General features: G+C 62.4%; 1 protein-coding gene. It reads right to left on the reverse strand.

The genetic code is table 11. The annotated features are described in order from the left end of the window. A partial coding sequence (locus ACCD02_RS32830) for a hypothetical protein (RefSeq protein WP_413310745.1) occupies positions 1–190 on the reverse strand: 190 nt, incomplete at its 3' end. Between the last annotated feature and the right edge of the window lie 23 nt (positions 191–213).

Genomic DNA, 213 nt, shown 5'->3' on the forward strand with positions numbered 1-213 from the left:
CAAAGGGCAGCACCGGCACCAACTGATTCCACTGGGCGTCGACCTGGCGGGGTGTCACGCGCAGGTCCACGGGCAAGCGCAGGCGGATCGGCTCGCCCCCGATGGTGGCAATCTCCAGCCAGAGTTGGAGGTTGGCGTGGGAGTAGTAATTCCAGAGGTGCAGAACGCTGCTGCACAGCTCCCTGTTCATTTTGTCACGAGTGCCCTTGACCA

The organism is Pseudomonas sp. Pseusp88 (genome assembly GCF_047303955.1).
GTDB lineage: Bacteria > Pseudomonadota > Gammaproteobacteria > Pseudomonadales > Pseudomonadaceae > Aquipseudomonas.